Annotated in this window: 5 protein-coding genes; all 5 read left to right on the forward strand. The window is 73.8% G+C overall.

Annotation, left to right across the window (positions count from 1 at the left end; genetic code table 11):
- Positions 1 to 24: 24 nt before the first annotated feature.
- From KZQ38_RS37225 to KZQ38_RS24520, 5 genes are read left to right on the forward strand one after another with little or no spacing between them, the layout of a single operon-like run.
- Complete coding sequence (locus KZQ38_RS37225) at positions 25 to 20088, forward strand: SDR family NAD(P)-dependent oxidoreductase (RefSeq protein WP_308258573.1); 20064 nt, start codon at positions 25 to 27, stop codon at positions 20086 to 20088.
- Positions 20085 to 21023, forward strand: a complete 939-nt coding sequence (locus KZQ38_RS24505) for an LnmK family bifunctional acyltransferase/decarboxylase (protein ID WP_219444860.1) — start codon at positions 20085 to 20087, stop codon at positions 21021 to 21023. The genes KZQ38_RS37225 and KZQ38_RS24505 overlap by 4 nt, the downstream gene beginning before the upstream one ends.
- A 47-nt stretch (positions 21024 to 21070) precedes the next feature.
- Complete coding sequence (locus tag KZQ38_RS24510) at positions 21071 to 21316, forward strand: acyl carrier protein (protein WP_219444862.1); 246 nt, start codon at positions 21071 to 21073, stop codon at positions 21314 to 21316.
- Positions 21313 to 22551, forward strand: coding sequence for a hydroxymethylglutaryl-CoA synthase family protein (locus KZQ38_RS24515; RefSeq protein WP_219444863.1), 1239 nt, complete (start codon positions 21313 to 21315; stop codon positions 22549 to 22551). The genes KZQ38_RS24510 and KZQ38_RS24515 overlap by 4 nt, the downstream gene beginning before the upstream one ends.
- A complete protein-coding gene (locus KZQ38_RS24520) occupies positions 22548 to 23711 on the forward strand; it encodes an alpha/beta fold hydrolase (protein WP_308258574.1) in 1164 nt (387 codons plus the stop codon). Before KZQ38_RS24515 ends, KZQ38_RS24520 begins: the two co-directional genes overlap by 4 nt.

Below are 23711 nucleotides of genomic sequence, written 5' to 3' on the forward strand. Positions count from 1 at the left end.
CCGCCAACCGGAAAGGAGGACGCGATGACCGGCTTCGAGTGCCGCGTGGTGTTGAGCCACGACGACTTCGTGATGCGAAACCACCGGCTGCACGGCGTGTCCGTGATGCCCGGCGTGGTCTTCTTCGACCTGGTCTACCGGGCCGCGATGGCGGCGGGCTGGGATCCTGCCCGGTTGGTGGTGCGCGACACCGTGCTGGCCGAGGCGATCGTCACCACCGAGGGCCACGACCGCGAGATCGTGCTGGCGGTCGGCGAGGAGAACGGTGCGGGCCGGCCGTTCACGGTGCGCAGCCGCTGGCTGCGTGGCGGCGAACCCGTCTCCGACTGGCACGACAACGCGCACGGCCTGGTGTGCCTGACCGACGACCCGCTACCGCCTGCCCTGGACCCGGCGGCGGTGCGGGCGGCGGCCACCCGTCGTGAGGACGTCGCCTCCCTCTACCGCCGGGCGGTGCGCGAAGGCATCGAGCACGGCGCCCCGATGAAGTGCGAAGGCGTGCTGCACCTGGGCGGCGGCGCGTTGCTGGCGGAGCTGACCCGCGCGGTGGAGGACCCGGCTCACGCGTTCCACCTGCACCCGGCATCGCTCGACGCCACCACGCTCGCCGGTTTCGGTCAGCTCGCGATGCCCACGGACGACCCGTTCGTCCCCATGTTCGTCCGCGAGCTGCGTGCACCCCAGCCGCTGCCCGCGCAGTGCCTGGTGCACGTGTCGCAACCGGAACGGCTGGCGGCTTCCGGGGACGTCGTCACCACCGACTACACCGTCCACGACGCGGACGGCCGGTTCCTGGCCTCGTTCACCGGGCTGACGTGCAAGCGCATCCGGGAACCGGGCCTGGTCCGGCGGTTGCTGGACGACGTCACGCCCCCGCCGACCGACGACCTGGCCGACCGGGTCCGGGACCTGGTCGCCGCCGCGCTGGGACGTCCCGTCGCACAGGTCGCCACCGACGTCGGGTTCTACGACCTCGGCCTGGACTCGGTCGCGTTGCTCGGGTTGACCGGCGAACTGGAGGAACTGGTCGGCGAGCAGCTGTACCCGACGCTGCTGTTCGAGCACAGCACGATCGACGCCCTCACCGCGCACCTGTCCGCGCACCACGTGGCTCGGGGCACGGCACTGACCTTCGTGGACGATTGGGTGCCCTCCCCGGCCAACCATGCGCACCAGGGCGCGTTCACGGTCGTCGCGGACGGTCCGGTGCCCGGCTTGTCCGCCGTCCGCGAGCTGCCGACGGGACCCGGGCCGGTCGTCCTGGTGTCGGACGACCCGGCGGCGGCGTTGTGGCGTGCGGCGTCGGCACTGGTGGACGCCGGGCCACGCGATCTGCTCGTGGTGACCTCGGCGCCGCTCACGCCGGAGCGCGCGGGCACCGGTGCGTTGGCCCGCACCATCTCCGCCGAGGTGCCGGGGTTGCACTGCCGTTTCGCGCACGTGGACCGGCCCGGTGACGTGGCGGCCGCGGTGCGTGCCGAGCTGGCCCACGACCCGGAGCCCGAGGTGCGTTACCGCGCGGGTCGGCGGTACGTCCGGCGGTGGCACGAGGTGGCGGTGGACCGGTCGGCCCGACCGCTGCGGGACGAGGGCGTCTACCTCGTCACCGGTGGTTCCGGCGGGTTGGCCCGCTTGCTCGCGGAGCACCTGGCCGAGCGCCACCACGCCCGGATCGCCCTGCTGTCCCGCACCGCTCCCGACCCGGCCTTGGTCGAGGCGTGCGAGCGCGCGGGCGGCCAAGTGCACGTCGTGACGGCCGATGTGACCGACGCCGAACAGGTGCGGCGCGCGGTCGACGCGGTCCGGGCCGAATTCGGGCGTGTCGACGGCGTCTTCCACTGCGCCGGGGTCCGGCGGGACGGGTTGTTCTTCCGCGGCTCCCCGGACGATCTCGCGGCGGTCGCCGCGCCGAAGCTCGACGGTCTGCGCAACCTCGTCGCCGCCACGGCGGGCGACGAGCCGGACTTCCTCGCGGTGTTCTCGTCGGCGTCGGCGTCGGTGGCGAACCCCGGCCAGGCCGCCTACGCCTACGCCAACGCGTGTGTCGAGCACGTCGAAGGGCGGGTGGTCGTCATCGGCTGGCCGTTGTGGGCCGATGGCGGCATGACCGTCTCCGAGGACGTGGTGCGTCGGTCCGGGGAAGCGACCGGCCAGACACCCATGCCCGCGCGGCAAGGGCTCGCGCTGCTGCCGGCCGCGCTCGCCGCGCCGCACCGGTCGCTGGTGGTGCTGCACGGTGTGGCGGAACGCATCCGCACCCTGCTGCCGATCGCGGATACCCCGGAAGCGGAACCCGTCGTCCCGGACGACGACGCGATCGCCGTGATCGGCATGGCGGGTCGCTACCCCGGTGCGGACGACCTGGACGAGTTCTGGCGCAACCTCGCGGCCGGTGCGGACTGCGTCACCGAGGTGCCCGCGGACCGGTGGGACCACGCGGCCCTGTTCGACCCCGCGAAGGGCGTTCCCGGCCGCACGTACGGGAAGTGGGGCGGGTTCCTCAACGGCGTCGACCGGTTCGCACCGGCGTTCTTCGGCATCTCCCGCCGGGACGCCGAGCGGATGGACCCGCAGGAACGGCTGTTCCTCACCACGTGCCTGCGAACGTTGGAGAACGCGGGCTACGCGCCCGAATCGCTCGGCGGTGAGGTCGTCGGCGTGTACGCGGGCACCATGTGGAACCACTACCAGTTGGTGGACGGCGCGGAGGACGGCGTCGCCCCGCACGCCATGCACTGCTCGATCGCGAACCGGGTGTCCCACGCGTTCGACCTGACCGGGCCGAGCATGGCCGTCGACACCGCGTGTTCGTCGTCGCTGACCGCCGTGCACCTGGCGGTGGAGAGCATCCGGCGTGGTGAGTGCACCATGGCGCTCGCGGGCGGGGTCAACGTCACCGTGCACCCGCAGAAGTACCTGCAACTCGCGCAGGGGCAGTGGTTGTCGGTCGACGGCCGGTGCCGTGCGTTCGGGCGGGACGGCACCGGGTACGTGCCCGGTGAGGGTGTCGGCGCGGTGTTGCTCAAGCGGCTGGACCGGGCGCTGGCGGACGGCGACCACGTGCACGGCGTGATCCGCGCGACGGCGCTTAACCACACCGGTCGGACCGCCGGCGCGACGGTGCCGAGCCCCGGCTCGCAGGCCGCGTTGATCCGCCGCGCGCTGGGGGCCGCGGGGTGGGACCCGTCGACCGTGGGTTACGTCGAAGCACACGGGACCGGGACGTCGCTGGGGGACCCGATCGAGGTGGAGGGACTGCGGCAGGCGTTCGACGGGACGCCGCTGCCCGCGGGCTCGTGCGCGATCGGGTCCGTGAAGTCCTCCGTCGGGCACCTGGAGGGCGCGGCGGGTGTCGCGGGTCTGACGAAGGTGTTGCTCCAGTTGCGACACCGGGCGCTCGTGCCGTCGTTGCACGCGGAGGAGTTGAACCCCCACATCGACTTCGCGGCCACGCCGTTCCGCGTCCAGCGGGTGCTGGAACCCTGGCGTGGCACGCCGTTGCGCGCCGGGGTGAGTGCTTTCGGCGCTGGTGGCACCAATGCGCACGTGCTGGTGGAGGAGTACGTTCCCGCGCCACGCGAGGTGAGCCGCGAACCCGCGCTGGTCGTGCTGTCCGCCCGGACCGCCGAAGAACTCCGGGATTACGCGGCGGCGCTGGCCGCCGGATTGCCGAGCGGGTCGGCGATCGACGCGGTGGCCGGGCTGCTCGGTGTCGCGGTGTCCGAAGTGGACTCGTCGGCGACGGTCGGTGATCTCGGGCTTGAGTGGTCGGACCTGGTGGAGTTGTTCGGTGCGGACGCTTTGACGGGCGTCACGGACAACACGCCGGTGGGTGACCTGGCCGTGGACGTGCCCATCGGGGACATCGCCTACACGACGCAGGTCGGTCGGACGGCGATGGCGGTCCGGATGGCGGTGGTGGCTTCGGGTTCGGTCGCGCTGCGTGCCGCGCTGACGGCGTACGCGCGTGGCGCGGAATCACCCGACGTCGTGGTCGAAGGCGTGCCCGTCGGCGATCCGGTGGTGGCTTTCCACGCGGGTGACCTGCACGCGGTGGCTCGGCACTGGGTTGGTGGCGGCGACGTGGCGTGGGCTGACTGCCACCTCGGCGAACGCCCCCACCGCGTGCCGCTGCCTGGGTACCCGTTGCGTGAGGAGAGGTGCTGGCTCGGCGGGTGGGCGGCCCGATCCGCGCCCGCACCCGTCGCGGGCGAGGAGTACGAGTTCCGGTTGTTGGAGCACGGGATCGCGTTGGTGACCATGCGGTCCACGATGTTCACCCCCGGTCTGCTCGACGGGCTGAAGGCGGTCTTCGGCGAGATCGAGCGGCGGGACGACGTCCGGGCCGTCGTGGTGACCGGCAGCGGTTCGGTGTTCAGCATGGGTGGCACACCGGAGGCGTTGGAGACGCTGGCCGAGGGTGCCGGGACGTTCACCGACGCGTCGTTCATCTACGACGGGTTGCTGAAGTGCACGCGGCCGGTCGTCGTGGCCGCGGCCGGGCACGCTTCCGGTGGTGGGCTGGCGTTCGCGTGTTACGGCGACGTGGTCGTGCTGGGGGAGGAGTCCGTCTACAGCGCGAACTTCGCCAAGTACGGCTTCACGCCCGGCATGGGAGCGACCTACGTGCTGGAGCAGCGGTTCGGTGCGGCGCTGGCGAAGGAGATGCTGCTCACCGGGCGCTCGCTGACGGGCGAGGAGCTGCGGCGGCGCGGGGTGAACGTGACCGTGCTGCCCCGGGACGAGGTGCTGCCCGCCGCGCTCGACCTGGCCAGGTCGATGGCCGACCGCCCGGCCTCGGTGATCCGGGTGTTGAAGGACGAGTTGGCGGGCCGCGTGCTGCGGGACCTGCCGGAGATCATCGCCAGCGAGGTGCGGATGCACCGGCAGGTGCTGGGCGACGAATCGGCGGCAATGGTCCGCGAGCACTTCGCGAAGGTCCAGGGCTTCCGTGACGCCGCACCGACCGCCGTGCCCATGGATGCCGCACCGACGAGCGTCGAGCCGGCCGGTGCCGCGCCGATCGGGGCCGCGCTGACCGGGGCCGCTCCGACGAGCGTCGAGCCGGCCGGTGCCGCGCCGACTGGTCCTGCGCCCACAGGTGCCGCGCCGGTCGTGGATGGCGTGGCGGACCAGGGGCGCGTGGCGGACGATATCGGCGCGGCGATCCGCGAGGTCCTGGGCGGGCTGCTGTACCTGGAGCCGCACGAGGTCGTGGCGGACCGCAGCTTCTCCGACCTGGGCCTGGACTCGATTGGCGCCGTGGAGCTGGTCCGCGACCTGAACCGGCGGTTCGGGACGGAACTCGACTCGGTCGCCGTGTACGACCACCCGACGCTGCCGGACCTGGTCGGCGCGGTGCGGTCGGCGATGGGGGAGCGGGCCGCCCTGCGTCGTCAGGCCACCTCCCCGCGACCCGAACCCGCGCGGGTGTCGTTGCCCGCGGTGCACGCCGTTGTCCCGGAGACGCCGGCGGAAACCCCGGTCACGACGCCACCCGCCGGGCCACCGGATCTCGTGCTGACGATCGAATCGCGCGAAGCGAGCGTGTCCTCCGCGGCCCGATCCCCCGCCCCGGCCGAGGCGGTTGGTCGTGACGCGTCGACCCGGATCGCGGTCATCGGGATGGCGGGCCGGTTCCCGGACGCGCCGGATCTCGACGCGTTCTGGCGCAACCTCGCCGCCGGCGTGTCGTCCATCCGCGAGGTGCCCGCCGAGCGGTGGGACCTGACGTCCCTCTACGACCCGGACCCGGCCCGCACGGGCACCACGCGCAGCCGGTGGGCGGCGCTGCTGGACGACGTGGACGCGTTCGACGCCGCGTTGTTCCGCATCTCACCGCTGGAAGCCGAGGCCATGGACCCGCAGCAGCGGCTGTTCCTGGAGCAGGCGTGGGCCGCGTTGGAGGACGCCGGGTACGGCGGTCGGGCGATGAGGTGCGGCGTGTTCGTCGGCTGCGCCTCCGGCGACTACACGCGACTGCTGGACGCGGCGGGCGTGGGCACCACCAGCGAGGCGTTCCTGGGCACGGCCAGCTCGATCCTGCCCGCCCGCATCGCCTACCAGCTCGACCTGACCGGCCCGACGATGGCGGTCGACACCGCGTGCTCCTCGTCGCTGACGGCCGTGCACCTGGCGTGCGAGAGCATCCTCTCCGGCGAGTGCGACACCGCGCTGGCCGGTGGGGTGGCCGTGATGTGCACGCCCCGGATGCAGGTGTGGACCAGCCAGACGGGGATGTTGTCGCCCGCGGGCCGCTGCCTGCCGTTCGACGAGGCGGCGGACGGGATCGTGCTGGGCGAAGGCGTCGGCGCGGTGCTCCTGAAGCGGCTGGACCGGGCGCTGGCGGACGGCGACCACGTGCACGGCGTGATCCTGGCGAGCGGTGTCAACGGCGACGGGCGGACCAACGGCATCACCGCGCCCAGCGCGACGTCGCAGGCCGCGTTGCTGCGCGAGGTGCACGCGAAGGCCGGTGTCCCGGTGTCCTACGTCGAAGCACACGGCACCGGCACGAACCTCGGCGACCCGATCGAGGTCAAGGCGCTGCGCCAGGTCGTGTCACCGGAGTGCGCGCTGGGCTCGGTCAAGGCGAACATCGGCCACACCACGATGAGCGCGGGGATCGCCGGTCTGCTGAAGGTGCTGCTCGCGCTGCGCCACCGGCAGTTGCCGCCCACGCCGAACGTGCGCAACCCGATCCCCGGGCTGCCCGTGGTGCGCGAGCTGACGCCGTGGGTCGGAGACCGGTTGGCAGCGGGCGTGAGTTCGTTCGGGTTCAGCGGCACCAACTGCCACGTCGTCGTCGGTGAGGCTCCCGTCCGGGAGGCCGGGAACGCCGTCGGGGCGGCGGTCGTGCCGGTGTCCGCGCGCACCGCCACCGCGTTGCGCGCCCAGGTCGACCGGCTCGCCACGCACCTGAAGACGGCCGACGTGGCGTTGCACGACGTCGCCACCACTCTCTCGTCGGGCCGGGCGCACCTGGCGGCGCGAGCCGCGTTCGTCGCCGAAGACCTCGCGGACCTGGTGCGGCAGCTGGAGAACGGGGCCACGCCGGGCACCACCGCCCGGCACGACCTGGCCCGCCGCTGGGAGTCGGGCGAGGACGTGGACTGGCCGACCGGTGGGCGCCGGGTGCCGCTGCCCACCTACCCGTTCGCCCGCGACCGGTTCTGGGTCGGCGGACCGCGACTCGACCCGAGCGACCCGGTGGTGGCGGACCACGTCGTGGCCGGCGTGCCGACGCTGCCCGGCGCGTTGTTCCTGCGCCGGGCGACCGGTCACGCGCCGCGCGTGACGGGCGTGACGTGGTTGCGCCCGGTTCCGGTGACCGGCCCGGTCACGGTGTCGCTGGGCACCGAGGGGCGGCTCGAACTCACCGCGGGCGGCGCGGTCCACGCCGTCGCGGAGGCCCGTCCCGCTCCGGCGGCCGAATCGCCGCTCGACCTCGCCGCCGTCGAAGCGCGGTGCACCCGGCACATCGCGGGCGACACGCTGTACGAGGCGTTCCACCGGGCCGGGCTGCGGTACGGGCCGACGTTCCGGGTGTTGACCGATGTCGTGGTCGGGGACGGCGAAGCGCTCGCCACCCTGCACGCGCGGCCGGGCGACGACGTGCAGGTGCTGGACGGCGCGATGCAGGCGATCGCGTCACTGCTGACGGAAGCGTCACGACCGTTGCTGCCGTTCGCGATCGACTCCGCGCACGCCGACCGTGACCTGCCTTCGTCGGCGCGTGTGCACGTGACTCGTCGTGACACCCATCGTTTCGACGTGGTGCTCACGGACCTGTCCGGAGTGATCAAGGCCCGGCTGGACGGCGTCGCGCTGCGTCCCGCCGCGGACCGCCAGAGCCTGCTGTACAAGCCCGTGTGGCGACCCACGGCCGCACCGGACGCGCGTCCGGCCGGGCGGACGTTGGTCGTCCACACCGCGGCCGACGCCGGGTTGGCCGCCGCGCTGCGGCCCGACGTGGCATTGCGGCTGGGCGAGCTGCCCGAGGGCCGGTTCGACACCGTCTACGTGCTCGCCAGGCCCGACGACCCGGCGCGGCCGGCGGAGGACGACGCGTCCGTGCGGCACGCGTTCCGGCTGGTCCGGCACCTGGTCGACGCGGGTGCGGGCCGGGTGCCGCTGACGCTGGTGTTCGTCGTGCCCGGCACGCAGGCCGTGGACGGCGGGCCGGTGCACCCGCACGCCGCCGGTCTGGTCGGCCTGGCGGGCGCGATCGCCGGCGAGTACCCGGAGTGGTCGGTGACCTGCGTCGACGTCGGCGTGGACGACCCGGCGGGATACGCGGACGCGATCCGCCGCGAGCACGGCGCCGACCTGCTGGTGGCCGTGCGCGGTGACCGCAGGCTGGTCCGCGTGCTGGAGCCGTTGCCCGCGTCGGACGCGCCGGTCCCGCTGCGGGACGGCGGTGTGTACGTGGTGCTGGGCGGTGCGGGTGGGCTGGGTGTCGAGGTGACCCGGCACCTGGTCCGGACGCGGGGCGCCAGGGTCGCGTGGCTCGGCCGTTCCCCGGAGGACGCCCGGATCAGGGGTTTGGTGGGCGAGTTCGGCGAGCACGTGCGTTACTTCCAGGCCGACGCGGGCGACGCGGAGGCGGTGCGGCACGCCCTCGCCGCCGTGCGGCAGGCGTTCGGCCCGGTCGACGGTGCGATCCACTCGGCGATCACGTTGCGGGACCGGTCGCTGGCCACCATGTCCGAGGACGACCTGCTCGCCGTGCTGCGGCCCAAGGTCGCGGGGCTGGCGGCGTTCGCGGCAGCCCTGCGTGAGGAGCCGTTGGACTTCCTGGCGGTCTTCTCGTCGGCACTCGCCTTCACGCCCGCGCCGGGTCAGGGGAACTACGCGGCGGCGACCGCGTTCGAGGACTCCTACGCCCTCGCCCTGCACCGGTCCGGTGTGCCGGTGAAGCTGGTCAACTGGGGGTTCTGGGGCTCGGTCGGCGTGGTGGCGCGTGCCGACTACGCGGCCAGGTTCGCGGCGCTCGGCATCGGGTCGATCGAACCCGCCGAGGGTGTGGCCGCGCTGGAGCAGGCGTTGGCGGGCACTCACCCGCAGGTGGCCGTGTTGAAGGGCGACCCGGACGGCCTGGCGCGGTTGGGTGTGCGCGCGGCGGGGCCGGGTGCGCGGGACGCTGGTGGCTCGGTGGCACTGGGTGGGGACGGCTCGGCGGGGTTGGGCGCGCGGAGTGCCGGTGGATCGGTGGCGCTGAGTGCGGACGCGGGCGGCTCGGCCGGCGAGCGCGAGGCGGACGGGTTGGCTCGTTCCCGGGCTGGTTTCGCGGCTCTCGACGGGCTGGCGCGTGACCTGCTGCGCGCCACACCGATCGGTACCGGCGACACGCCCCTGCACGCCGCCGTGCGAGCCGCCGCCGCGACGCCGGCCGCGGGGTTGTCCGCCGCCGACGTCCTGGCGCGGCACCCGGATCTCGCGCCGCACGTGGAGCTGCTGACGCGCTGCGTCTCCGCCCTGCCGGACGTGCTCGCCGGGCGCACCCGGCCGACCGAGGTGTTGTTCCCGGGCGGTTCCGCGGAACTCGTGGGCGCGGTGTACCGGGGTCAGGAGGCGGCCGACTTCCACCACCGGCTGATGGCGGACGAACTCGCGCGGGTCGCGGGACCGTCGGCCCGGGTGCTGGAGGTCGGCGCGGGCACGGGTGCGGGTTCCGCGTTCGCCCTCGCGGCGGCCGGTGGGGCGCACTACGACTACACCGACGTGTCCACCGCGTTCCTGCGCTCCGGTGAGGAGGCGTTCGGCGCGCGGTTCCCCAACACCGCGTTCCGGGTGCTCGACATCGAGCAGGACCCGGTCGCCCAAGGCTTCGAGCCCGGCTCCTACGACGCCGTGCTCGCCACGAACGTCCTGCACGCCACCGCGGACATCGTCGCCGTGCTGCGCAACACCCGCGCACTCCTCAAGCCCGGCGGCGTGCTGCTGGTCAACGAGGTCACCAGGTCGTCGGACTTCCTGACCGCCACGTTCGGGCTGCTGCCCGGCTGGTGGCGGTTCACCGACGGGCACCGGCGGCTGCCCCACTCGCCGCTGCTGTCCCCGGCCGGCTGGCGGTCGGCGCTCGCGGAGGCCGGGATGTCCGTGCGGGTGCTCGGGATGCCGGGAGGCCCGGACGAGCAGTGCGTCCTGGTGGCGACGGCCGGTGCGACGGTGCGCGACTACGTGCGCCGGGTGTTCGCCGAGGTGCTGAAGTACCGGCCGGCCGACCTGGACGACTCGGTCACGTTCGACAACTTCGGCGTGGACTCGCTGGTGGGGCAGCGGATCGTCCGCCGGTTCGAGGCGGACCTGGGCGACCTGCCCGCCACGCTGCTGTTCGAGCACCTGACCATCGAGCAGTTGGCCGCGCACTTCGCCGCTCGGCACGCGGATGCGATCGGAACCCTGACGATCCCGACCCCGGCTATGCCCGGCTCGGCCTCCGCGCCCCCTGCCCCGGCGACTCCGGCCCCGGCGATCCCGGCCGCGATCCCGACCCCGACGCGCTCGACCACGGAGGTGCGGCCACCCGTGGACGGCATCGCGGTGGTGGGACTGGCCGGGCGTTACCCGGGAGCGCGGGACCTGGACGAGTTCTGGCACAACCTGGTCGCCGGCGTCACGTCCATCACCGAGGTGCCCGCCGACCGCTGGGACTGGCGCGAGCACTTCGACCCCCGCAAGGGCAAGCCGCAGCACACCTATGGCCGGTGGGGTGGCTTCCTCACCGACGTGGACCGGTTCGACCCAGCGTTCTTCGGCATCCTGCCCAAGGACGCCGCCGCGATGGACCCGCAGGAACGGCTGTTCCTGGAGACCGCGTGGCTGCTGCTGGAGGACTCGGGCCACCTCGGCTCCGGGCACGTCCGCGACACCGGGGTCTTCGTCGGCACGATGTACGGCTCGTACGGCCGCATCGCGGCGGCCACCGGCTGGCCGCGTGGCCGCTTCACCGACGGGCACTCGTCGTACTGGTCGATCGCGAACCGCGTGTCCTACGCGCTCGACCTGACCGGGCCGAGCTTCGCGGTGGACTCGGCCTGCTCGTCGTCGCTGACCGCGGTGCACCTGGCGTGCGAGAGCATCCGGCGCGGCGAGTGCTCGATGGCGATCGCGGGCGGCGTGAACCTGGTGCTGCACCCGGCACACCTGATCGCCCTGTCGTCGATGACGATGCTGGCCGGTGACGGCGCGTGCAAGGTGTTCGACGAGCGCGCCGACGGGTTCGTGCCGGGCGAAGGCGTCGGCGCGGTGCTGCTCAAGCCGCTGGCCGACGCGTTGCGCGACGGCGACCACATCCGGGCGGTCATCGAGGGCACCGCGCTCAACGCGGGCGGCAAGACCGGCGGCTACACCGTGCCCAACCCCACCGCGCAGGCCGAACTGGTGACGCGCGCGCTCGCGTCGGCGGGCGTGGAACCGGGCGGTGTCGGCTACATCGAGGCGCACGGCACCGGTACCGCGCTCGGCGACCCGATCGAGATCGCGGGTCTGGCCAAGGCGCTCGGTGACGACGCGCGGTGCGCGGTCGGGTCGGTCAAGGCGAACATCGGGCACCTGGAGGGCGCGGCGGGCATCGCGGGCCTGACGAAGGTGTTGCTCCAGCTCGAACACGGCACGATCGCGCCCTGCGCGTCGCTGGACACCGTGAACCCGCGCATCGACCTGCCGCCCGGGTTCACGCTGCCCACCGAGGCCGTGCCGTGGACCGCGCCACGCCGGGCCGGGGTGAGTTCGTTCGGCGCGGGTGGGGCGAACGCGCACGTCGTCCTGTCGGGGTACGAGAACCCGGCAGCACCGGAGGTGGACGCCGTGGGACGGCACGCGGTGCTCCTGTCGGCACGCACGCCGGACGAGCTGCACGCGTTGGCCACCGCTGTGGCGGACCACGTCGAGCGGCACGCGCCCGGCCTCCCGGCCCTGGCCTGGACGACCCAGGTGGGACGGGCGGAGCTGCCGCACCGGCTCGCGGTCGTCGTGTCCGACCTGGCGGAGCTGTGCGCGTCGCTGCGTGGCGACGGCGGTCACCGGGCCGCGATCGGTGACGAGTACCCCGGTCGCGAGCTGTTCGCCGAGGACGGCGGCCTGGTGACCGATCTGCTGGCCCGCCGGGACCTCGACCGGCTCGCCGCGGTGTGGGTGCACGGGATCGCGGTCGACTGGCGCCGCCTGTGGTCGGTCCGCCCGCGCCGGGTGTCCCTGCCGCCGTACCCGTTCACCAGGCAGCGGTTGTGGTTGCCGGGAACCGACGTGGTGGAGCGGCCGTGGTTGACCGAGCACCTGGTGGCCGGGCGCCGGGTGCTGCCCGGTGCGGCGGCGCTGGAGGAGGTCTGCGCCGGTGACGCGTGCACCCTGAGCGACGTGCGGTGGCCCGCGCCGCTGCACCTGGACTCCGGGCCCGAGCCCGTCACGGTGGTGTCGGGCGGTCGGTTCACCGTCACGTCCGGCGCGCTCACCATCGCCGAGGGCCGTTGCACCACAGCAGTTCCGCAGCCGGAAACACTCGACCTGGACGCGGTACGCACGCGGTGCTCGGACACCGTCGAACCGGACGACCTCTACGCCGCCATGCGCGCGGCCGGGTTGGCACACGGCGCTGGGATGCGCGTGCTGCGGGAAGTGCGCGTGGGAGAACGGGAAGTGCTCGCCCGCATCACCGCCGACCACCGGGTGCTCGCGCTCGACGGCGCGTTCCAAGCCCTGGCGGCGTTGCCCGGTCCGGACCGCGTGCAGCTGCCGGTCGGTTTCGCCACGCTCACCCGAACCGGCACGCTGCCAACGGAAATGTGGGCACACGCGGTGGAAACCGCGGCCCCGAGCGGAGAACGCCGGTTCGACCTGCGCGTGGCCGCCGCTGACGGCCGTGTGCTGCTGGCCGTGGACGGCCTGCGCGTCGTCACCGCGGACGAAGACCCGTGCACCTACCTGCGCCCGGAATGGGTGCCCGCACCGCTGGCGGTGACCGGACCCGCGACGCCCGACCCGGTCGTGCTCCGGCTGCCCGCCACGTCGGACGGCCTCGCCGACGAGATCGACCGGTCGTTGCACGCCGTGCTGCGCACCGCCGTGGACCGCCTGACCGAGGACCCGGGCGCGCTGCTGCGCATCGTCGTGGTGTGCCCGGACGCGCGACCCGCGTACGCCGCCGCGGCCGCCGCGCTGCGGACGCTCGCCTTGGAGCACAGCGGGTTCTCCGGTGTGGTCGTGCACGGCGGCGAGCCGCACCCCGACGAGCTGCGACACGTCACCGGCGCGCCCGAGGCCAGGGTGAGCGAGGTCCGGTACGTCGACGGCGTCCGGCAGGAACGCCGGATGGTCGGGTTCCGCCCGGCGGCCGGGCGTCCCGCGCGGACCGGTGGTGTGTACCTGGTCGTCGGCGGGACCGGTGTGATCGGCGAGCACGTCGCCGCACACCTGCGGGCCACCCGCGCGCCGCGGGCCGTGGTGGTGACCGGTCGCGCCGACGCCGACGTGACGGTGGCTTCGGACGTGCGGCGGTTGGTGGACGACGTGAAGGCCACCCACGGCCGGATCGACGGCGTGGTGTTCGCGGCCGGTGTGCACGACGACCAGCGGGCCGTGGCGAAGACCGCGGAGCGGGTGAACGCGGTGCTCGCGCCGAAGACGCTGGGCGTGCGGAACCTGCTGGCCGCGCTCGGTGACGACGAACTGGAGTTCTTCGTGTTGTTCTCGTCGGTCGCGGCGCGCACGGGGAACCTGGGGCAGGCGGATTACGCCTACGCCAACGCGTTCCTGGACGAGTCCGCCGCCACCACGCCGAGCCTGGTCTCGGTGTGCTGGCCGTTGTGGGCCGACGGCGGCATGGTCGTGGACGACCAGACCCGGCGGTTGTTCGCCCGGCGCTGGGGCAGCGAGCCGCTGGGCACGGCGGACGCCCTGCGCGCGTTCGACCGGCTGGCCACCGGTTCGGAACCGGTCGTCGCCGTCGTGCGGCCGGTGACGGGGGCCGCGACCGGTGACCCGGCCACCGGATCGGACCCGGTTGTCGTGCGGCCCGCGGCGGAGGCCGCGACCGCTGACGTCGGTGCGCCGGTCGACGTGGACGCCGAATTGCGGGTCCTCGCCGCCGGTTTCCTCCTGGTGGAGCCGGAGGAGGTGGACCCGGACCTCGCGCTGCTCGACCTCGGGTTCGACTCGATCTCGCTGACCGGGTTGACGAACGAGGTCAACGAGCGCTTCGGGTTGGACCTGCTGCCAACGGTGTTCTACGAGCGCCCGACGTTGACCTCCTTCGCCGAGCACCTGCGGGACCTGGTCCCGACCGAGCGGCCCGGAGTTGCCGTGGACCGGGTGGCCGACGCGCCCGTGGACGACGCGGTGGCCGTGATCGGCATGGCGGGCGTGCTGCCCGGCTCGCCGGACCTCGACGCGTTCTGGCAGCACCTGGTCGCGGGTGACGACCTGGTGCGGCCGGTGCCCGAGGACCGGACCGACCTGCGTGGCGACCCGGCGGTTTCGGGTGTGCGCGCGGGTTTCCTGGACGACGTCCGGTCGTTCGACGCCCGGCGGTTCGGGATCTCGCCGCGCGAGGCGGCGTTGATGGACCCGCAGCAGCGGTTGTTCCTCCAGACGGCCTGGCAGGCGGTCGCCGACGCGGGCTACCGGCCGGACGACCTGGCCGGCACCGACACGGGGTTGTTCGTCGGTGTCTCGGCGTGTGACTACGACGACCTGCTGCACGCGCACAACGTGCCCGTCGAAGCACACACCGCGAGCGGCCTGGCGGACTGCATCCTCGCCAACCGCGTCTCGTACCTGTTCGACCTGCGCGGCCCCAGCGAAGCGATCGACACGGCGTGCTCAAGCTCGCTGGTCGCCGTGCACCGGGCGGTGCGCGCGCTGCGTGCCGGTGAGTGCTCGGTGGCGCTGGCGGGCGGGGTGAACGTGTTGCTCAGCCCCGGGTTGTTCGTGGCCTTCCAGTCGTCGGGGATGCTCAGCGCCGACGGGCGGTGCCGCACGTTCGACGACGCCGCCGACGGGTACGGCCGCGGCGAGGGCTGCGGTGTGGTGCTGTTGAAGCCGCTGAGCGCGGCGCTCGCGGACGGCGACCAGGTGATCGGCGTGATCCGCGGCAGCGCGGTCAACCACGCCGGTCGCGGGCCGTCGTTGACCGCCCCCAACCCCGAAGCCCAGGCGCGGGTGATCGCGCGGGCCTACGAGACGAGCGGTGTCGACCCGGCACGCGTGTCGTACATCGAGGCGCACGGCACCGGCACGCGGCTCGGCGACCCGATCGAGGTGGAGGGGCTGAAGAAGGCGTTCGGCGGTGTCGACGCGCGGATCGGGCTCGGCGCGGTGAAGACCAACATCGGCCACCTCGAAGCCGCCGCGGGGATCGCGGGCCTGCTGAAGGTCCTGCTGGCGATGCGGCACGGCGAACTGCCGCCCACGCTGCACCAGCGCACGCCCAACCCGTACGTGCGGCTGGCCGGCACCCCGTTCCGGGTGGTCGCCGAGCGGGCGCCGTGGGTGGGGGACCGGGTCGCCGGGGTCTCGTCGTTCGGGTTCGGCGGCACGAACGCGCACGTCGTCGTGCAGTCCGCCCCGGAGATGCCGGTCGGCGGGGGGATCGGGCCGTGGCGACTGGTGTTGTCGGCGGACTCCGCCGGAGCACTGGCCGAGTACCGCACGCGGGTGGCCCGGCACCTGGCGGTGGACCGCGACCTCGACCGGCTGTGCTTCACGTTGCAGACCGGCCGCGAAGCGCTCGGGCACCGGTTCGCGGCGGTGGTCGCGGACCGCGCCGAGGCGGTGGCCGTGTTGACCGGTGACGCCGAACCCCGGCTGGACGAGGACACCGCGGCGTGGCTGGCCGGTGCCGACGTGGACTGGGCGGCCCGGTGGCCGACGCCGCCGGTGCGGGTGTCCGCGCCCGTGCCGCCGTTCGCGGCCACGCCGTTCTGGTTCGACCAGCTCGCCCCGGCGGGCCGCAAGCTGGTGTTGCGCGACCCGCGTTCGGCACGGGGTTCGTCGGTGCCGGTGGCACCCGTGGTCGACGTCGTGCCGGTGGTGGCGGTCGAAGAGCCGGTGACCATTGTGGACGGATCGGTGGAACAGGTGATCCGGGAGTCCGTGGCGAAGATCCTCGGCACGGACGTCGACGCGGTGGCGGCCGACACGGCGTTCTCCGACCTGGGGCTGGACTCGATCTTCCGGATGGAGCTGGCCCGGTCGCTGATGGCCGCGTTCGACGTCGAGCTGACGGCGGCGCAGCTCTACGAGCACGACACCGTGGCGGCGTTGGCCGCGTTGATCGGTGGGACCGCGCCCGTTTCCGAGCGGTCGCCGGTCGCGGAGATCGTCGAGGAGGCGTTGGAACGGCCGTTGGACGAGAGCCTTTCCTTCGCGGACAACGGGTTGACGTCGTTCGACATGCTGCGCGCCATCGCCGCGTTGGAGAGCCGATACGGGGCGCTGCCCAAGACGCTGCTGTTCGACCGGCCCACGATGGCGGAGCTGACCGGCTTCCTGGCGGGCCGGGACACTCGGGAGGCGCGTCCGGCGGTGCGGGGCGCCCGGGACATCGAGTCCGCGGCGCTGGTGACCGGCCGACCGGCCGTCTTCCGCAAGCGGCGCCTGCCCGACCACCCCGAGCTGGGCGCGCTGGTCGCCGACCTGGATCGCCGGTACGCCAAGGAAGGCGGGCTCGCCGGGCGGGACATCGCGCCGTACGCGTTCCTGGACACGGCACGCGAGGGTTACGTCAACTTCTCGGTGCGTGGTGACGACCTGTTCGCGTGGAGCTTCGTCGGCGATCACGCGCACTTCCACGACCTGGTGGCCGACTGGATGGCCTGGGCGCGGCGGGCCGGGCTCCGGCCGAACTTCCTGTCGCTGATCCACCTGACCGAGGTCGCGGGCGAACCGGTGACCGCGACGCCGTTCGGCGCGGTGCAGCGGTTGGACGACCTGTCGGCGTTCACCACGTCCGGGGGCGCGATGAGCAGGCTCCGGTACCTGCTGGGCCGGTTCGAGCGGGCCGGTGCGGTGCGGTGCGAGGAGTACCGCGTCGGCGACGACCCGGCGACCGACCACCGGATCGTCGGCCTGATGGACTCGTGGGGCGACCACAAGCAGATGGTCAACCCGTACGTCGGGGTGGTGCGCGAGGAGATCCGCACCGGGCGGCTCGACCCGCGGCACCGGATGTTCCTGACGCACGTGGACGACGAACTCGTGAACGCGATCATCGTCACGAGGATCCCGTCGGAGCAGGGGTACCTGCTGGACCTGGAGTTCTACCCGGATTCCATGCCGGCGGGCGGGTTGGAGCACGCGATCGTGGAGATCATCCGGCGCACGGCGGCCGAGGGCTGCACGTCGTTCAGCTTCGGGGCGAGCTTCGGCGTGGCGATCACCGAGTCACCCAACGCGGACCCGGAGGTGGCGGCGGCGATCGAGGAACTGCACTCGATCGGGGTGTTCGGCTCGGGCAACTTCCAGTTCAAGAACAAGTTCCGCACCGCCAACACGCCGATCTACCTGTGCGGCCCGGCGACCGGTGACCGGACGTCGGTCACGGACATCATCCTGATGATCGCCAACCCGGAGCTGACCGGGGGACGGGGTGCCGACGAGGGCGTTGTGACGGCGCGCGGTGGGGAGGAGCGCGGTGGGGAGGAGCGGGGAGCCACCGCACCGACGGGGCTCGGCGGCACGCCGCCCGCAGCCCCGGCTCCCGCCGAGCCGACCCGGCCCGGTGGCACATCGCCGGGGACGAAGGCCGCCGCCGCGCAGCTCCACCCTGCTCACAGCTCGGCCGAGCCGCCCGCGCCTGTGCGCACCTCGACCGCGCCGCCCACGGCCGCCGCGTCGCGTCGGCCCGTCTCCGGCGCGCCGTCGCCGGCCACCGCCACGCCGCAGGCCCCCGTCCCGACCGCTGGTGCCACGCCGCAAGGGTCCGCTCCGACCGCCGGCGCCACGCCGCAGGCCCCCGTCCCGACCGCGGGTGCCACGCCGCAGGCCCCCGTCCCGACCGCGGCCGGGACGCAGGTGCGCGACGGCGCGTCCGACATCACCACCACGGCGGGTCGTGGGGCGGTGCTGGCGGGGCACGGGCACAACGCGCTCACCATCCCCACCGAGCTGGTCCCGGTCGACCTGCTCACCGACTCCTGGGCCGAACGGGTCGACGGGTTCGTGGCCGAGCGCGCCCGCCACCTGACCGGCCTGCCGCGTCCCGACCTCGGCTCGCACGACTGGCTGCCCTTCACCGACGTGCTGCCGACCCGGTCGGGCCGGTCGGCGGAGGCGTTGGTGTGCCGCAACTTCCCCGGCCCGCGCGGCACGGTGGTGCACACCGCCGTGTTCCCCACCTGGCTGCTGTCGCTGACCGACGTCGGCTTCGAGCCGGTCGCGGTCGGGGACGGGCGGCGGCTCGATCCGACCGCCGTGGCGCGGGCCGTGGACGACCGGACGTCGTTCGTCGTGGTGGAAGCGTCCAACAACGCCGGTGGCGGCCTGCCGCTCGGGCTGGACGAGCTGGCCGAGGTGCGGCGGATCACGCGTGAGCGCGGCGTACCCCTCGTGCTGGACGCCAGCCGCCTCCTGGAGAACGCCCTCGCCCTCGACCCGGACGACCCGTGGTCCGCCGCCCGGCAACTGCTCTCGTCGGTCGACACCGCCACGTTCAGCCTCTCCAAGGACTTCGGGGTCGCGGCCGGCGGTCTGGTCGCCACCCGGGACCCGGAGCTGGCCGCCCGCCTGCACGAGGACGTGCGCAGGCGTGGCTGGGACGTGGACCGGTCCACGCGTGACCTGATCGCCGCCGCCGTGGCGGACCGGGACGGTGTCACCGCCCTGGTCCGGACCCGGGTGGCGGCGGTGGCGGAGCTGGCGCGCGGCCTGCGTGACCGGGGTGTGCCGGTGGTCGACCCGGTCGGCGGGCACTGCGTGCTGGTCGACGTCGACCGGCTGCCCGCGTTCGCCGACCAGGAGCACGCCGTCATGTCCTTCCTCGCGTGGCTGTACCTGGGCGCCGGGGTGCGTGGCGCGCCCCACCTGTCGGCGGGTTCACGCGCGGTCCGGCTCGCCGTGCCCGCGGGCTTCAGCCCGGCGGACGCGGCGGCGATCGCGGACCGCGTCGCCGAGCTGGTCGCCGGGGACACCCCCGCGGTGGAACTGGTCACCGGTGGCGTGCGGACGCCGGGCGAGGCCGCGCGAGCGGTCTACCAGCCGGTGGAGCGCGTGCCGGAGGACGTCCGCCACGCGTTGCGCGACGAGCGGAAGCCCAGTGACGACAACGAGGCGGTGCTCCGCGAGCACTGCCCGGACGTGCGGCGCACGCTGGTCTCCGTCGACGGCGTCGACGTGGAGGTGTTCACGGCGGGCGAGGGCGCGCCGGTGCTGCTGATGCACCCGTTCAACATCGGCGCGGGCGTGTTCGCGCACCAGTTCGCCGGGTTGTCCCGCACGAACCTGGTGATCAGCGCGCACCACCCCGGTGTGGGCGGCACGACCGCGGCGCCCGACATCACGCTGCCCGGACTGGCCGCGCTGGAACGGGACGCCTTGCGCGAGTTGGGCGTCGAGGGTCCGGTGCACGTCGTCGGCGCGTCGTTCGGCGGCCTGGTCGCGTTGACCTACGCGCTGGAGTTCCCGTCCGGCACGGCGTCGCTGGCCCTGCTCGGCAGCTCCTACAAGATCGGCAACCGGGTCGGCGAGATCAACCGGTTGGCTGTCGTGGCGGCGGAGGACCTCGACCGCACCATCGAGGGCGGCGGGTCGAACCGGCTCAAGCGCGAGCGCGCCGCCGTGGAGGCCACGCTGCTGCGTTGCGAGAGCATGGACCCGCAGATCGGCCTGCGCTACCTGGACGTGTTCGCCGCGCGGCCCGACCTGCTGCACCGGCTCGGCGACGTGTCCGTGCCGACGCTGGTCGTGCAGGGCAGGCACGACACAGTCATCCCGCTGAAGACCGCACACCTGCTGCACGGCGCGATCCCCGGCGCGCGGTACGCGGAGATCTCCGACGCGGGTCACTTCCCCTACCTGACAAGCCCTTCGCGGTGCAACCGGGTGCTGTCCGCGTTCATCGCCGAGCACGTCGCGCCGGAGGTGGTCCGATGAGCACGCCGCTCACGCCGGAACTGGTCCGGACCGGTCCGGACGCCACCACGCGCACCACCGTCGTCCGGCCGGGCATGTGCGGTCCCGGTTCGCTGTTCGTGGGTCGGATCGGCGACTGGACCTGGGACACCGTCAGCGCGGTGTGCGACACCAACGCGTACACCGCGCGGGACAGCCGCGGCGCGCCGACCTACCTCGCCTTCCACTACTTCCACGTGCGGGGCAGCGAGTCGACGCACGTGCGTGGCCTGACGTTCGGCGACCTGCTGCGCGTCGACTCCCGGGTGTTCGGGTTCGGCAGCGAGTCGGTGCTGACGCTGCACCGCATCCGCCGCGGCACGGGCGCGCCCGCCGGTGTCGAGCCGGACGAGTTCTTCGCGTTCGACGACCCGGATTGCCTGTACGCGCAGAATTTCAACCGCTGGGTGGTGCGCGGCGCGTCCGGCGGCAACGAGGACCTGCGCAGCGCCTCACCGGTGGATTTCCGGCACGCCCACCTGCCGACCCTGCCCGGCGAGCACTCGCCACGCCGGGCGCACGCCGAGCTGCGTGCGCTGCTGACCGCCGAACCACCCGCCGACGAGCGGTCGCGGCTCACCCTGGACTACCCGGTCGACGTCAGCCGCGACCTCAACGGCGTGGGGCTGCTGTACTTCGCGGCCTACTTCTCCATCGTGGACTGGGCGCTGGTGCGGCTGTGGCGGCACCGGGGCGGCAGCGACGCGGGCTTCCTCGGCCGGGTCGTGCTGGACCAGCGGATCGCGTACCTCGGCAACGCCGACGCGGGCGCGGTGCTGCGGGTCCGGGTGACGCGGGAGGCGGGCGGCGACGTGCCGGGCGCCGACGAGACGGTGCGCGCGGTGGTCGTGGACCGGGACACCGGTCGCCCGATCGCGGTGGCCGTGCAGCAGGTGAAGACGGGGGGAGCGGCGTGACCGTGCCAGAGGGGCGAGGACCAGGGGAGCGAGGACCAGGGGGGACCATGACCGGGGCGGCTGTCCGCCGGGTGCTGCACGAGGTGATCGGCGAGATCCTGCCGACCGTCGACGTCGACCGCATCGACGGCGGCCGGCACCTGCGTGACCTCGGCGCCGACTCGATCGAGCGCGTCGAGATCATCATGGCGGTCTGCGCCCGGCTGCGCGTCACCGAGCCGTTGGCGAGCTTCGGCGACATCCGCGACATCGACCACCTGGTCGCGTTCCTGAGCGAGGTGAGCACGCGGTGAGCATCGGCGTCGAAGCGCTCAACGCCTACTGCGGGGTGGCGGCGATCCCGGTGCCCGCGTTGTTCGCGGGTCGGGGCCTGGACCCGGAGCGGCTGGACAACCTGATGATGCGGACCAAGTCCGTGGCGCTGCCGTTCGAGGACCCGGTGACGCACGCGGTCAACGCGGCCAAGCCGATCGTGGACGCGCTCGACCCGGCCGACCGCGACCGCATCGAACTCCTCGTCACGTCCACGGAGTCCGGAGTGGACTACAGCAAGTCGGTCGCCTCCTACGTGCACCAGCACCTGGGGTTGAGCAGGCGGTGCCGGGTGCTGGAGGTGAAGCAGGCGTGCTACGCGGCCACCGGCGCGCTCCAGCTCGCGTGCGGCTACCTGGCGGCCGGGCTGTCACCGGGCGCGAAGGCCCTCGTGATCGCGACCGACGTGTCGCTGGTGGACGAGAAGTCGCAGTACACCGAGCCCGCCATGGGCACCGGCGCGGCGGCCGTGCTGCTCGGCGACCGGCCGCACGTGCTGGACGTGGACCTCGGCGCGTTCGGCGTGCACAGCTACGAGACCCCGGACTCCGCGCGACCCGCGCCCACGTTCGACATCGCGGACGCCGACCGGTCGCTGTTCGCCTACCTGGACTGCCTGACCAACTGCTTCGCCGACTACTCGGCCCGCGTCGAGGGCGCGGACTTCGCGACCACGTTCGCCGGGCTGGCGATGCACACCCCGTTCGCCGGGCTGGTCCGCGCGGCACACCGGAAGCTGGCGCGGGAGAACGGGATCGCCGACACCGCCGCCGATTTCGCGGCCCGCGTCGCGCCCGCGCTGGAGTACCCGAGCCGGGTCGGCAACCTGTGCTCGGGCTCGGTGTACCTGGCGCTGGCGAGCCTGGTGGACCACCTGCGCCCGACCGAACCCGTCCGGGTCGGCCTGTACTCGTACGGCTCCGGTTGCGCCGCCGAGTTCTACAGCGGCGTGGTCGACGCCTCCTCGGTGGCCGCCGTGGGCCGGATGCGCATCGGCGAACACCTCGCGGCGCGCTGCGAGCTGACCTTCGACGAGTACCGGGCGCTGCTCGCGGAGAACGCGGACTGCCTGGTCCCGGTCGCCGACCGGGAGATCGACCCGCACCGGTACGCGTCCGTGCTGGACCGGGTGGGCCTGCCGCGCACGCTGCTCGCCCGCACCGGTGTCCGCGGTTACCACCGCCGTTACGACTGGATCGGAGTGGGTGCCGCGTGAACGGGGTCGTCTCGCCGCTGGAGCTGGCCGGTGCGTTGCTCGCGGCGGAGCCGTTGTCGTCGGCGCTGCCCGGACCGGTCCGGGTGCGCTGCGCCGATCCCGGCACGGCCGACCTGCTCGTGGAGCTGGTGTCCCGGCTCGGGCTGCCGCCGCTGACGCCCGTGCCGCACGACGACCTCGGGCCGTTCGAGCGCGTCCTCAGCGGCCACCTGGACCTGGGCGACCGGCCCGCGCCGCCGTCACCGGACCTCGCCGCGGTGGTCGCGGCGGCCCGCGCCGCGGACTTCGCCGGCTGGGCCACGCGGGTCGACGTGCCCGCGCCGGACGGCGTGGTCCTGCCGGTGTGGACGGCGGGCGACCCGGCCCGGCCCGCCGTGGTCGTCGCGTCCGCCTGCGGGATGCCCGCCCGGCTGGTCGAGGGCTGGGTGCGGCGGCTGGCGCGTGAGCACTTCGTGGTGGTGCCGGAGACCCGGGGCCTGTTCACCGCCGGCCCGGTGGGGCCCGCCGACGTGCCGGCGCAGGCCGCCGACCTGGTGACCGCCATGGACCACCTCGGCATCGGCGCGGCGCACCTGCTCGGCCTGTGCGGCGGCGCGGTGGTGGCGGTCGTCGCCGCCGACCGGGCGCCGGACCGGGTGTCGTCGCTGAGCCTGTGGCACGGCGACTTCGACCTCGGCGGCGACAGCCCCAAGACCGACCACCAGCGCAACCTCCAGGCGCTCATGGCGATGGCGGCGGAAGGGGAGGCGCAGGCGGGCGCCGTGCACGCCGTGCTCGCGCACACCATGCTCGGCGTCGCGCCACCACGCCTCGCGCACCTCGTGGTCTACCCGTACGCGCGGCCCGACCTGCTGCACCGGTACTGCGTGCTCAACGGGCACATCATGGCCACCGACCTGCGTCCCCACCTCGGCATCCGCCACCGCGCCCTGGTGGTCACCAGCGAGGACGACGCCACCGCGCACCCCGACGGCTCACGCGTGGTGGCGCGGCGGCTGGCGGGCGCGACCCTGACCGTCCTGCCCCACGGCGACCACCTGTCGCTGTTCCGCGCCGAACCGCACGTGGTGGACCTCGCCCTGCGGTTCCTCGCGGAACCCACGAACTCCGGCGACGTGCCGGAAGCGCAAGTCACTCAACCGAAAGGGAGTTCGTCATGA

Origin of the sequence: Saccharothrix obliqua (genome assembly GCF_019375475.1) — a bacterium.
GTDB lineage: Bacteria > Actinomycetota > Actinomycetes > Mycobacteriales > Pseudonocardiaceae > Actinosynnema > Actinosynnema obliqua.